Raw genomic sequence first — 13084 nt, forward strand, 5'->3', positions numbered from 1 at the left:
AGCCGGCATGCTTTCCCTCATGTGAAAGCCGGAGAACGGAGAGGTGTCATTGTCGGTGATAAGCCTTCACAAGCTCCAGAGCGAGGTCAGCATCAACCACGATGAGACGCCCGTGCTGCACTATGGCACTGTCCAGAATACCGCTGCTCTTGATACGCTGGGCAGTGGAGACTGAACAGCCGAACAGCTTGGAGAGACCGGAAAGGCCGTATACATAATTCTTCTTGACGGAAGGGGCACCGGAAGATACCACCTCATGCTCACCGGTACACCCGCAGAGCTTGAACACTTCGACAAGGTCGGAAACTGTGGCCTGGAACAAAGGCTTGTTAAGCATATCAGATATATTATTTTCGCTTTTCATTTTATATGTTTTTTTAATTAATAAAATCTTATCAAGCTTGAATCGCGGGAGCAAATATAGAGATTATTCAAATACAACGAATTGAATTACAGCTATTTACAAAGATATAATTGAGATATTTGGAATAGCAGGAATATAGCAGAGAGATAGCTTAAAAATAGCAGGAATAATTTGCAGAAAAACAAAAAATCCCCTTGTCCGGGAAAGGACAAGAGGGGCGGATAAAGAAAAAATGGAAAGATGGTTTCAGAAGGTTGGGAATCCGGAAAGAAGCACAAGAAGGATTTCAAGTCATTATCCTTTTCACTTATAAAGCGGGCATTCTCTTTTAGTGTAGAAGATACCTTGTTGTTTTTCACTAAATCATGACTGACCATCCTATTGAAGTCACATGAGGGATTCTTGTTTATATTCCCGGTAAAGAGTCCCTTGCATATTTTCCATTTGTCACGGTAAGGAGCACATACAATGCCGATGAACAGTGAGAAGCTCCTGGGAGAGGCAATCCATTCAATGGATATGACACCTTCAGGCTTCTTACCTTTACCGGTCAACACATAGGTAAACTGCTCCAGGGATGTCCTTTTATGGAAGTACTTGCCATGCATTTTATCGAACAATTCCTTGATAACCCCTTCATCAAGAGAAAGGCAAAAAGTGGAAGTGGAAAAGGCAACGGAGGACTCAACGGGTTGTCGTTTGCCCGAAAAAGCCCCCCCGGAAGCTGGATTTCCGGATGACTGGGGACTCATAGTTTCGGAATCTTGAGAGACAGATGAACCGGAAGCGGCGACCGTATCCTCTGACAAAGGCTCACGGGATGTTTCCGTATGATTGTTTTCGGAAAAACGCACGTCCTCTTTATGGGGGCTGTCAGCGGAATTGATTGTAATATTCGTGGTATTCGTCACATTGATCTGGTTTACATAGACTGTAGTATAAACATTCGTATGACAACCGTTTCCTTCAGATGTACGACTCTTGCAGGAAGAATCATCCGGAGAGGATGCCTTGGAAGTCTTGGAATTAGACACAGCGGACAGTTTATTCCGTATCCTCACACTTGTGATAATCAAAGCAGTGCTTACAGCGGCATCAAAAACGAAGTCAGTTACTTTCTCAGTTACTTTCCCTAATGCAGTAACAGTAGCCAAAGAAAGCCGTCTACTCGCAGCGTATAACATGTAGTTACATGCATTGCAAGCAATATAGCCAAATGCGGTTTCCATATCTTTAAATTTTTAAAAACGATCACCATTTTTAGAGAACGCCCCAAATATAGCAAAAATATAATCACACCATATCGTCCGCACTGTCAAAAATAGCCACAATCATGTATTTTATAGCCTACTCAAGGAGTTTTTATGTCTTACAGCATCCAAAATACTATTCAATTCTGCTGGACTAAGGGATTTCAGAATTTCTGTCAGGTCAGACCTATCATCAGACGAAATATCCAACAACCTATTATTATATGACACCTGCTGTTCATGAGGGAAAATATCTATGTAGCGTGCGGTTACACTTTCATTATGAGAATGCCCCATACTCTCACTGATATAGTTTATTGGTACACCGGCATGAGTCAGATTGGTAGCAAAAGAGTGTCTACACCATGTACTACTCGGAAAAATCTCCCACCCCAAAAAACGACCAACTTCTTCATACGGTCTTGAATATTGCTGTTCTCCAATGCTATCATTTTACGAATGGCCATTTCATCAGTCTCACCTTTCAATATAGAAGGGAACACCAAAGCACCTTTTTCTTCTGGAGCAGCGATTTCCGACAAAATATTCTTTAAAGGCTCAATAATTGGAATCACGACTTCACTATTATTTTCACTTCTATCTTTAGTTTTATATCGCATAAATTGAAACGCCTTTTTACCGCTAAAAAAATAGTAATCATTATATCTCAACCGTGCAGCATCTGCCAAATTAAAGCCATTACACAAATACTGTAACAAAAATAAACCTAAAGAAAAATGTACCTTTTCTCTATAAACCTTCTGCCACGATTCTGGATATTGCTTATTAATAAATACTTGATACAACTCCGTCATCTGTGCTACATTCAAATATTCTTTCTTCCGCGTACTACCTGTAGGTATAGTGATTAAAGTTTTATCTTTACCAAATGGATATTCTTTCCCACTAAGAAAACCTCTCTGAGTACACTCATTCCATACAACCCTACATGCTCTCAGATATATTCCAATAGTCGTTTTCGTAAATCCATCATTTTCCATACCTTTAATCCATTTTTCAATCAAAGTCTTAGATACATTAAAGCCTGATATTACACCAACATACTTGATAAATGATTTTTTTGCTGTTGCATAACTGTCCGCAGTTCCCACAGATCTATTTCTAACAATATCATCCCAAATTTGCAGAAACGAATCTTCTTCATTTTTTCCTGTCAATCGGGTCATAATCATAGCCAAACTTAATTTAGCAGTTTTATCCAAATCCTGCACTATATCAACATAAGATTTGAATGTTCGTTCTAATTGCACTTTACGTTCAAAATTCGTTTCCCTTTCATTTTTTGTACTGGTTCTACGACCAGTATTCTTTGCTCTACAAATAGCATCAAATTCTTTTTCTGTATATTTTTCCCCTAATGAATAATACAACCTTTTCCGATCTATAGTAAATCGTAAAGCTATAGGGTATTTATTATCACTCTTTAGGTGCCTTCTATCCAAGACCAAACTTATTACACAAATACCAACCTTATCATTAGCCAAACAACTTATATACTCTTTACTTTTTTCAACCATAGTTTTCCTCCTTTATACATTTAAACAAAATACTATAATCACTCATCCGAGAACACAAGTGGGAACACAACGGGAACACAAAAAGCTCCATTTTTTTAAAATCAATTCCAATCAGACGGCATCACAAAAATAGCAAATATTTGATTAACAAGCAAATATAAAGTGCAAGAATAATCATAAAAAATCATCCTAAATGATTCATAATCATGAGGTCCCCGGTTCAATCCCGGGTCCCGCTACTTAATAAAAGAATAAGGCATTTGAGAGGCTTCCACTCTTGGGTGCCTTTTTCTTATAAAAATACCCCCGAAAGTCTTCATATTTAACTTTCGAGGGTACATATCACATTCAGAAGGTGATTCTTTATTCTTTTATTCCCACTCTATAGTCGCATTAGGTTTCGGCGACATATCATAACATACGCGATTTACATTCTTCACTTCTTTCAAAATGCGATCTGTGATTTTCATCAAAATCGACCAATCTATCGGTTCAATAGTAGCTGTCATCGCATCTACGGTATTGACAGCACGAATAATAACCGGCCAATCAAAAGAACGGGCGTTATCACGCACACCAACAGATTTGAAATCAGGTACTACGGTAAAGTATTGCCATACCTTTTTATCTAAGCCGGCAATTTGGAATTCCTCACGCAAAATAGCGTCAGACTCACGTACTGCTTCTAAACGATCGCGTGTGATAGCACCTAAACAACGGACACCTAAACCGGGACCCGGAAAAGGCTGACGGTAAACCATCTCATAAGGCAGACCTAACTCCAAACCACAAGCGCGAACTTCATCCTTAAATAATTGGCGTAATGGCTCTACTAACTGGAATTTAAGATCTTCGGGAAGACCACCTACGTTATGATGAGATTTCACCATTTTAGCAGTCTTTGTTCCACTTTCCACAATATCCGGGTAAATAGTACCCTGACCTAAGAAGTCGATACCATCCAGCTTACGTGCTTCTTCTTCAAATACACGAATAAATTCTCCACCAATAATTTTACGTTTTTGTTCAGGATCTTCCACCCCTGCCAATTTATTCAAAAAACGGTCTGTTACATCTACATAGACAAGATTTGCTTTCAATTGATTACTGAAAACTTCGACTACATTTTCAGATTCACCTTTACGCATCAATCCATGATTTACATGCACACAAACTAAGTTATCCCCGATTGCTTTTAGAAGCAGAGCAGCTACTACAGAGCTATCAACTCCCCCTGACAGAGCTAACAATACTTTCTTATCACCAACTTGACGCTTAATCAACTCGATCTGGTCGTTCACAAAGTTAGTCATATTCCAGTTAGCCTCAGCTTTGCAAGTATCGAAAACGAATGATTTTACAGCAGCCTTAATAGCTTCGATATCGTCTACAAATTCCGCAAGTTTCACTGCACAAGTCGCTTTATCATGACCGGCAGCCATGACGGGAATACCCATCGTATAAATAGACGGATTTACGTCAATAGCAACACCATCAATCACATTGTTCGGTCCACCATTGATAATGATACCCTTTACGTTGGGTAATGCTTTTAGTTCTTCCACTGTGATGTCGTGAGGATAAATCTCACTATAAACTCCTAATGCACGGATAGCGCGAGCTAATACCGTATTCTCATGACTACCCAAGTCAAGGATAACAATCATGTCCTGTTTCATCTGATTCTGGTTCTTTTAAATTATTTTATTGCCAATAGTTTGACTTTATTTCCAAATTATCCGCAAATATAAAGATTTTCAAAATTGTAGCAATGTATTGATTCTGCAAAGTTTCATTTCAAATTTAATTGAATGAAACATTTCTTTATAGGTCTTCTAAAACTATTCATGTTATAACAACGCATTTACTGCTGATAAACAGACATGTAAGCAAGAATCAAGCAAAATAAAAACTGGTAAACAAAAACTTAGTAATATCTCTTAATCATGAGCTCCGCAATCAAATCCTAGTACCTTACTTCTTTACAAATTAAGATCTTCGATAGATCTTAATTTTAAAGCAGGATAAAAGAATTTCTGTATGAAATGAATGTTTTACATAAATATTGAACCGTTAGACAACAAACAATTAGCAAATTTGGAAAACTACTCATTTTATTATAACTTTACGCCCCATAGAAAACAAAAGATTTCCTTGGTATATAATTCAAATCATAATGATAAGATTTATATATTACTCCTTTAAATCTAATACTATCATGAAATACAGTTTAATCCTAATTTTAGGAGCAATATTAGCCACTACAACGTATGCTCAAAATCCAACAGTCAATAGCGATAACTGGGCTGCTACCGATGCACTCGGAAGAAAGGTCAAAGAATATAAAGACACCGGGGATAAAAAGAAAAATAAATATGTAGCTATATTCTACTGGACTTGGCATCAAGGCATAGATGACACGACATATCCTATTAAAAATATAACTGAAATCGTTCGTCAATATCCGGAAGCAATGGCTTCATATGATCATCCAGCATGGGGAAAGAATAAACCAGGCTTCTTTTATTGGGAACAACCACTGTTTGGTTATTATCGAACGACAGATCCTTGGGTGTTGCGTAAACATGCAGAACTGTTGGCTGACGCAGGAGTAGATGTAGTCTTCTTTGATTGTACAAACGGGAGTTTTACTTGGGAAGAGTCTTATGAAGCTTTGATGAAAACCTGGGAACAAGCTCGTAGAGATGGGGTAAATGTTCCGAAGATTGCTTTTATGTTGCCTTTTGGACCCGCTCCCCATTCTTTAGTCTCTCTTCGCCAACTTTATCGAGATATTTATAAGCCTAACAGATATAGCGACTTATGGTTCATATGGAAAGGGAAACCTTGTATCATGGCTTACCCGGATAATTTAACAACCGACAAAACTGATCAAGAAATCGCAAGCTTTTTCACCTTCCGCCCAGGCCAACCGGATTATGTCAATGGACCGACTAGAAAAGATCAATGGGGATGGTTGGAAATGTATCCGCAGCATGGTTATGTGGCAACAGACAACCACAGCTTCGAACAAGTAACAGTCGGAGTAGCTCAAAATGCAAATCCTATAAGTAAAGGGCATTGCAGTGCCTTCAATTTACCAAATGCTTATGGTAGGAGTTTTACGGTAAGTAAAGGAGTTGATCCTCGCGTAGATGGCTACTTATATGGTTGGAATTTCCAAGAGCAATGGGACAGAGCTCATGAATTAGATCCTGAACTAATATTCGTAACTGGTTGGAATGAATATATTGCAGGTATGTGGCTACCGGAACATGGTTGGACAGGTAAACCATTTTCTTTCGTCGATCAATATAATTGGAATTGCAGTCGTGATATAGAACCTAATAAAGGTTGGGGAGACAAAGGAGATGTCTACTATTTGCAACTTGTTGATAACATCCGAAAATTTAAAGGAATGGATAAACCAGAAAAGCCTTCAGTTCCTAAAACGATCAAACTTGGGAAACAAGGAAGTTGGGAAGACGTGAGGCCCTATTACACATCTTACAAAGGAAACACTGTGCATAGAGACTGTGCCGGCAGGTATAATACCTATTATAAGGATGCAAGTGGGCGTAACGATATAATCGGTGCAAAAGTAACTCATGATGATAAATATATCTATTTTTATGTAGAAACCGCTGAAACACTGACCTCCTGCAAAGATCCGAATTGGATGATGTTGTTCATTGATGCGGATAGAAATAAAAATACAGGATGGAATGGATACGACTATATAATCAACCACCAGACTCCTACCGGAAAGAACGTAATTATTGAAAAATGTGATAAGAATAAATGGATATGGAGCCCTATCGGTAAAGGGACATTTTTTGCTAAAGAGAATATACTCGAAATAGCAATAGAAAAGAAATTACTGGGGTTAGATTCCTCTGTCAATATAGAATTCAAATGGTGTGATAATATGCAGGACGAAGGAAATATCATGGACTTTTATGTCAGTGGAGATGTCGCTCCCGGAGGACGTTTCAATTATGTTTATACATCTGACTGGCAAAAGTAATGGCACTACACAAACCCTTATGTATAGTGCCATCTTATAACTTATTTATCAAAATGCATTAGTCGCTGACTTTTTTCATTCACTTTGATTTCACTTCTTCAATGTCAATACTTAAAATACCTACAGCTGCGTCTGGTCTTGATTGTATTTGCAAACGAAGTGCATCAGTGATTATCGGTTTCCCGGGATGTACCATATTATACTGATTCTTTTGTACCTCATATTCATCAGTTACATACAATGGAAAATCATTCCATTTACCATCATTTTTATACTCCAGCTTCCAAGACTTTGGGATTTGCACGCCACCATTATCATCATACCAATAGACCGACAGGCTTTGTAAATTAAGAGGAGTTTTCAGTTCTAATTCTACCCATTGTTTTTCCCCTTTTTTCGGCCAACTTGTCCATCGTTCAATAGAAGTATCCGATGAACTATCGGGATATTTATTAACTACCATAGCATACATATTATCCAATTCGAACGTATGAGATGTGTTCACTTTAGAAATATATTCAGATATAACAGGAACAGACGCTCGAGCTAAATCCTCTGTTCGAGGGAACCATACAATCATTGCATCATCTCCACGATTATCCCAAGCATAATAAGGAACTAAAGTAAGCTGTTGAATATTGGAATCAGAGATAGAAGTGGCCGGTATCGTGACAAGATCAATATTCTTGAGTACCCCTTCAGTTTCTTTATGCACAATCTCTTTCTCTGAAGCATTCACCACATAGCTACTCACTAATGCAGCATTATCAATAGCTTCCGCACAATAAACCAAAGGTCCCCTAGTGATGCATACACGATCACGATCTGCTTCCACTTCATGAATAGCCGTATTATAACGAACAGGCATAGGTAATTTAAGCTCTATCCGATCCCCTTTTTTCCAGTCACGATTGATAGTAACAAATCCTTTTTCTATTTGAGCAGAAACCTTTTTGTCATTAAGTATCAACTCCCAATCAGCACTCTCATTATTGAGATAGCCATATAACTTGCCGGGAACGAATTGGCTAGTCACCCATGTAGGTATACGAAAATGTACTGCAAAAGTTTGTCCATCACGTTCCGGAGATATCTCAAAACGTACTGATTCATCAAACGGATAGTTTGTTTCTTGCTTAATATCGACCTTACCCGCACTCAAAGGAACAGTAGTAGATGTGCCAGCATATAGCGTACAATAAATATCATCACTAGTATGTGCATACATCATCCCTGCTATCTGAGGAATAAGCCGGGCAATATTAGAAGGACAACATGCACAATCGAACCAGGGTGAACGACCTTTCCTACCTTGATTGAAGCCTTTAGTTCCATTTGCTTCTAACGGATTGACGTAAAAGAACTTATTGCCTTCAAGATTCACCCCTGCCAAGACATTATTATATAATGCAACTTCTGCGACATCAATATATTTAGCATCTTTTTCGGCCATGAACATACGATAGTTGAACATCACATTCCCTACTGCTGCACAAGTCTCATTATATGCTTCCTTATTCGGTAGCACATATTCCGGTCCGAAACCTTCAATTCCATGAATGGCTCCCAAACCACCAGTAATATGCATTCGGGTGTCCACAATATTAGCCCAGATTCTATCCAAAGCAGGTTTTAAAGTTTCATCGCCTGTTTGAGCAAGTACATCAGCCATACCAGCGTAAAGATAGGTAGCTCTGACTGAATGTCCGACAGCTTTTGTTTGTTCACGTACCGGCAAGTGTTGTTGGGCATAATCCGGTGACATCACTCCTTCTCCTTCAGGTTTATAGGTCACTCCACGTATATCTATAAACTTCTTAGCCATTTGCAGATAAAGCGAATCATTTGTAGCTTGAAACAGTTTAACCAACGCTAATTCTATCTCTTCATGTCCCGGTGCCTGATTAATAGGTTTGCCATTATTATAGTTCGGATCGCCTTCAAAAAACACATGATTAATATGACGGGCACTTTTCTTTGCAATTTTCAGCCACTTATCTTTGCCGGTTGCCTGATAATACGCTACTGCTCCTTCATACATATGTCCCATATTGTAAAGTTCATGGCTATGAACAACCCATGAATAAGGTTTTTCTCCCATTTCATCCTTATGCTGAGCTGCCACACCTGTTGTATGGGATTCATACAAATATCCATCTTCCTGTTGCGCGTCACTAATCAAATCAATGATACTATCCATCGTATGTTCCAACACTGAGTCTTTCTCCAGAATAAGCAGATAAGCAGCTCCTTCCATCACCTTATACAAATCAGAAGCAATAAAACGATGTGGAAAAGGTAATTCATCTTTGATTCCTTTCAAGAAATTACCAGTTTTCCTCAAGTTATCCATAGCCGGCTTAGTTTTCTCCAACGCAAACGGAACAAGCACCTCTTTCTGAGTCTTCAAACGAGGTAACCAAAAGTCATCTTCCAAATGCACTTGATGAAAAGGAACAGATTGCAATATCTCCACACTTTCTTTTTTTACCATAGAAGCACAAGATGCAAACAGTAATAAGATTCCCCAATACATCCATTTAAGCAGTTTTCTCTCCATATATAATTTAATTTATTTATAGTAAAGGAATTGCTGATTAAGAATACTATCACAATCCCATACAAAGTATGTAGCAAAAATACACCTTTTTTCCAGATAGATTCTAATCTCTTATACTATAAATATAGATAAAGTGTAATTTGAAAGAATTTACAAAGAAAAAGATATGAAAATCATATAAAGAAGTTTCTCTATATACCAATGCGCATGAAAGATTAATATTTCCACTATTGATCAACACGTTCTAAGATGATACTTTTAGAACAAATAAGAAAGTCAGAGCTTAGGGAAGTTCGGACTTTTACAAAAGATGAAGGGTACCCCAAAAACTTGGATACCCCCTTCATTTATAAATAGCAAAGGACTAACACATACAAACAATGTTATTTATTTTTCACCTTTTGCTTTTTTCATATCGAAATCAAAAACAGTAGGGGCGAATTCAACAGGTATTGTTTTCTCACCCTCACCTAATATAACTTCATCCGCTCTAAACTTGAACTTCATATTTGTACTACTGAGCTCATAGCTATTAACAAATTCTTCTACTGCAGATATTTTAACTTCCACTTTAATTGGGGTAACTTCTTCACCTTCTTTAGGAGCAGGTTCAGGAATCGCAAACTCCAAATTCAAAGATTTAGGATCTAGAGTAAAACGAACGCTGTCTTTTGCAGCATTCAATCGAGCTTCATAACCAACTTTATATTTTACATCCCCTATTGCTTCAAGAATCTGATTTGTTTTCTCTTCATCTTTAATAATTGAGAATACGATATCTTTAATAGGGAACTTATCGAAATATACAGTATCATTATCCACTTTAGCGGAAATATCTATTCCTACTGGGGAGTCATCCTGATCCCCATTTTCAGTTTTAAGAGGATTTGCTGATATAGTAATCATCTTACCATCAAAACCACCATACATAACCTGTGGAGTAATTGGTGGAACAAATTGGATTTCGTCATCATCACTACAAGATGTAAATCCTAAAGAACAGCTAAGTACCACTGCTGATACAAATAGATTTTTAAATGCAAATGATTCTTTCATAATGTCAGGTTTTAAAATTTAATATTCCAAATAGTTAGTCGCTTTACACTTTATAAATGCTACATGATAAATAATGCTGCACAACAATACGTTAAAAAAACAAAACGATTCAGTTTATATTATTAGAACTCTAATTTAAAAAGATTTAAGAACTTACATAAAATTAGTAACAAAAGATTTGTCTCTCTATCAAGCCTTCAATCGCATCACAAAGCGACTTCCTTTCCCAAATTCACTTTCTACTGTCAATGTACCACCATGCGCTTCCACAAAATCTCTGGATATAGACAATCCTAACCCACTACCCTGAACTTTTGTACCCGGCACACGAAAATAACGGTCGAAAATACTTTTATGATAACGTGGATCAATACCTTTGCCGAAATCTTGAACATAAAGTTCGATAATCTCTCCCTCTTGTTTAGCACCAATAATAACACAACCGTTTTCTTTGGAATAACGGATAGCATTGCTCAATAAATTAGTCAATACCCATGCTATCTTTTCGCTATCAACAAAAAGTTTTCCTATTTTCTCTTCCGGATATTCTACTTCTATCTGAATATTAAACTTATCCGCTTGTACCTGATTTGCCTTAATCGCATATTCTATCAACTCGATCGGCTTAGTTATTTTCGGTATCATTTGCAGTTTTCCAGCTTCCACCTGAGTCATATTCAACAATTCCCCTGTAATATCCAACAACCTCTCGCTATTTTCCTTAATACTTTTAGAAAGTTGCTCTTGTTCATCATTCAATGCCCCTACACGCTTGTCTTCTAATAACTGAAGACTCATCATAATAGCCGCAATTGGAGTTTTCAATTCATGAGAAATCGTAGAAATAAATGTAGTTTTAGCAGAATCCAGTTCTTTAAACTCTGTGATATTTTTCAATAAAATAACATCTCCCAGTTTACAAGGTTCATCTCGCCCCGCTTCTGTGCTTATAATGGGAATGTAAGAAGCTTTAAATAACTCTCCTTATCATCGGCATATATTTTCAACGGTTCCTTTTGATCGCTTGGGGTCACCAACTCCCGAATCAACCGACGGAGCAGATCATTCTTCAAAGAAAGTTCTTCTGCTGATTGTCGAATCACCTGTTCTCTTTTCAAATTCACCACACTTAACGCTTCATCATTAATAAAAAGAATCTGACGATCCATATTCAATCCTATAATCGGATCATCAATACTATTTACAATTGCCTCGATAAACTTTTTAGCAGAAAGAATATCAGCTAGTGTACTTGCACGATATTCAGTCAGCCGTTCAGCCATCCGTTAAAGCTCTCAGCTACTTCCCGGAATTCTTGATTGTTGTTCATTTCCAACCGTTCTTCATAATTATGATTGGCTATTTCAAGAATTCCTTGCTTTAAGTCCTTGATCGGCTTACTAATAGAACGAGGTAACCAATACAGTAGGCACAATCCTGTCAGAATACAAATACCTCCTGTAATAGAAATCCACAACAAAGCACGCTCTAGTCCGGGCATGGCAGCAGGACTATCTGGTTCGGTAGCTGTCAATATCTGGAGATTCACAACAGAAAGTGTTACCAACAAAATTATCATTCCCACCAACATTCCGATGCAGAGAATCAACTTCGTCTTTATATTCATAAGACTCAAACTATTAATATTATGCAAGTATAATCAAATCTACATTAGCTCGCGACAATTTATTTAAATATTTTCTATATCCCATTATCGAAAAAATAGCACTAGGCAATCTTAATTGGGGAGTTCCCATGCAAACTAAAATTACTTACCATGTATTATGCCAAATGCGTGCCAGAAAAGTTAGATAAAAGATAATCAACTATTAATCAATCACATATATCAAGATTAGTCTTTTATTATACCTCGTAGCACCCTTTCATTTTGAAAAGGAGTATTCTATTTTGAAAAAACATTTGCGCGGAAAACATAAAAACTGAAATTTCCAAAATGAAAGACATTTGCCTTTTTGATAAGCTTATTACAAATTCACACTCCTGGATAACAGGCTGATTATAAATGAATGGCAAAGTTTTATCGTTAGTTGGTATATATATGAAAAGCATTAGATATAGGCTATCTGAGAATATGCACGAACATGGAAAAGGACAAAATGGTGATAAATACAAACTTGAAAGAAATGAACTTCCATCTGGTCTTTTTATCCGATGCAAATATTAAAAACTATATGAAGAATATAACAATAACACAATCTAGCCTTTATGACATTACTTTTATGCTTATACCATAGCTTTTAGGAATCTTATCAGAAAGTGAATTAACAC

8 protein-coding genes and 2 pseudogenes are annotated in these 13084 nt (G+C 37.2%); 1 reads left to right on the forward strand and 9 read right to left on the reverse strand.

Annotated features, from left to right (window positions below; all coding sequences use genetic code 11):
- Positions 1 to 46: 46 nt before the first annotated feature.
- The 5 genes from JCM17102_RS17405 to guaA all read right to left on the reverse strand — a co-directional run bounded on the left by JCM17102_RS17405 (position 47) and on the right by guaA (position 4831).
- Positions 47 to 364 (reverse strand): DUF3853 family protein, encoded by a 318-nt coding sequence (locus tag JCM17102_RS17405; protein WP_033887025.1) that lies wholly within the window; start codon positions 362 to 364, stop codon positions 47 to 49.
- A gap of 92 nt (positions 365 to 456) precedes the next feature.
- Positions 457 to 1593, reverse strand: a complete 1137-nt coding sequence (locus JCM17102_RS17410) for a hypothetical protein (protein ID WP_025076073.1) — start codon at positions 1591 to 1593, stop codon at positions 457 to 459.
- A gap of 111 nt (positions 1594 to 1704) precedes the next feature.
- Complete coding sequence (locus JCM17102_RS32560) at positions 1705 to 2010, reverse strand: tyrosine-type recombinase/integrase (RefSeq protein WP_159106356.1); 306 nt, start codon at positions 2008 to 2010, stop codon at positions 1705 to 1707.
- Positions 1950 to 3152: an Arm DNA-binding domain-containing protein gene (locus JCM17102_RS28220; protein ID WP_051572981.1), complete on the reverse strand. Its 1203-nt coding sequence runs from the start codon at positions 3150 to 3152 to the stop codon at positions 1950 to 1952. Before JCM17102_RS28220 ends, JCM17102_RS32560 begins: the two co-directional genes overlap by 61 nt.
- Positions 3153 to 3523: 371 nt before the next feature.
- Complete coding sequence (guaA, locus tag JCM17102_RS17420) at positions 3524 to 4831, reverse strand: glutamine-hydrolyzing GMP synthase (RefSeq protein ID WP_025076074.1); 1308 nt, start codon at positions 4829 to 4831, stop codon at positions 3524 to 3526.
- A gap of 539 nt (positions 4832 to 5370) precedes the next feature.
- Between guaA and JCM17102_RS17425 the strand changes: the two genes are divergently transcribed.
- Entirely contained in the window at positions 5371 to 7179 is a 1809-nt protein-coding gene (locus JCM17102_RS17425) for a hypothetical protein (protein ID WP_025076075.1), read from the forward strand.
- 79 nt (positions 7180 to 7258) lie between these two features.
- Here the strand turns inward: JCM17102_RS17425 and JCM17102_RS17430 are convergent, their stop codons facing one another.
- The 4 genes and pseudogenes from JCM17102_RS17430 to JCM17102_RS30445 form a co-directional block, all read right to left on the reverse strand.
- A complete protein-coding gene (locus JCM17102_RS17430; RefSeq protein WP_245798573.1) occupies positions 7259 to 9739 on the reverse strand; it encodes a glycoside hydrolase family 127 protein in 2481 nt (826 codons plus the stop codon).
- Positions 9740 to 10126: 387 nt separating this feature from the next.
- Complete coding sequence (locus JCM17102_RS17435) at positions 10127 to 10795, reverse strand: DUF4840 domain-containing protein (protein ID WP_025076077.1); 669 nt, start codon at positions 10793 to 10795, stop codon at positions 10127 to 10129.
- Between the two features lie 189 nt (positions 10796 to 10984).
- A pseudogene (locus JCM17102_RS28225) lies at positions 10985 to 12422 on the reverse strand (sensor histidine kinase).
- A gap of 19 nt (positions 12423 to 12441) precedes the next feature.
- Positions 12442 to 12558 (reverse strand): annotated as a pseudogene (locus JCM17102_RS30445) (sensor protein KdpD); the annotation flags it as partial.
- Between the last annotated feature and the right edge of the window lie 526 nt (positions 12559 to 13084).

The sequence above is a fragment of the Bacteroides faecichinchillae JCM 17102 genome, assembly GCF_000614145.1.
GTDB classification, from domain to species: Bacteria; Bacteroidota; Bacteroidia; order Bacteroidales; family Bacteroidaceae; genus Bacteroides; species Bacteroides faecichinchillae.

Bases quoted from the DNA above. Each gene is read 5' to 3' on its own strand.
- JCM17102_RS17405 (WP_033887025.1), bottom strand. From the start codon at position 364: ATGAAAAGCGAAAATAATATATCTGATATGCTTAACAAGCCTTTGTTC.
- JCM17102_RS17410 (WP_025076073.1), bottom strand. From the start codon at position 1,593: ATGGAAACCGCATTTGGCTATATTGCTTGCAATGCATGTAACTACATG.
- JCM17102_RS28220 (WP_051572981.1), bottom strand. From the start codon at position 3,152: ATGGTTGAAAAAAGTAAAGAGTATATAAGTTGTTTGGCTAATGATAAG.
- guaA (WP_025076074.1), bottom strand. From the start codon at position 4,831: ATGAAACAGGACATGATTGTTATCCTTGACTTGGGTAGTCATGAGAAT.
- JCM17102_RS17425 (WP_025076075.1), top strand. From the start codon at position 5,371: ATGAAATACAGTTTAATCCTAATTTTAGGAGCAATATTAGCCACTACA.
- JCM17102_RS17430 (WP_245798573.1), bottom strand. From the start codon at position 9,739: ATGGAGAGAAAACTGCTTAAATGGATGTATTGGGGAATCTTATTACTG.
- JCM17102_RS17435 (WP_025076077.1), bottom strand. From the start codon at position 10,795: ATGAAAGAATCATTTGCATTTAAAAATCTATTTGTATCAGCAGTGGTA.